2 rRNA genes are annotated in these 318 nt (G+C 49.4%); both read right to left on the bottom strand.

What is annotated here, in order from left to right:
* Window positions 1-71: ribosomal RNA gene (gene rrf / locus KJS52_RS27090) — 5S ribosomal RNA — on the bottom strand; the annotation flags it as partial.
* Window positions 72-252: 181 nt separating this feature from the next.
* A 16S ribosomal RNA gene (locus KJS52_RS27085) occupies window positions 253-318 on the bottom strand; the annotation flags it as partial.

Genomic DNA, 318 nt, shown 5'->3' with positions numbered 1-318 from the left:
TCGGCGCTGGAGGGCTTAACGGTCGTGTTCGAGATGGGAACGTGTGGTTCCCCTCCGCTATCGCCACCAAACGATTTACTTATGGAAGAATCGTTTGATCCTTCAAAACTGACAACGAGTGAGCGAATTAACTGCCTGAAGCGTTTCGCAGAAACGCACGTCGAAAGCATTCGCTTTGCGCTTCCTTGAAACTTTAAGGGTGATCCTCAAGGGATCTGATGATCTTCAACTCGGAAGATCGTGTTCTCTTAGAAAGGAGGTGATCCAGCCGCACCTTCCGATACGGCTACCTTGTTACGACTTCACCCCAATCATCTA

This window comes from Paenibacillus montaniterrae, assembly GCF_018403185.1.
Classification (GTDB): domain Bacteria; phylum Bacillota; class Bacilli; order Paenibacillales; family Paenibacillaceae; genus Pristimantibacillus; species Pristimantibacillus montaniterrae.
The sequence above is the reverse complement of the archived record's forward strand: the minus strand, read 5'-3'. Positions and strand labels throughout refer to the sequence as shown.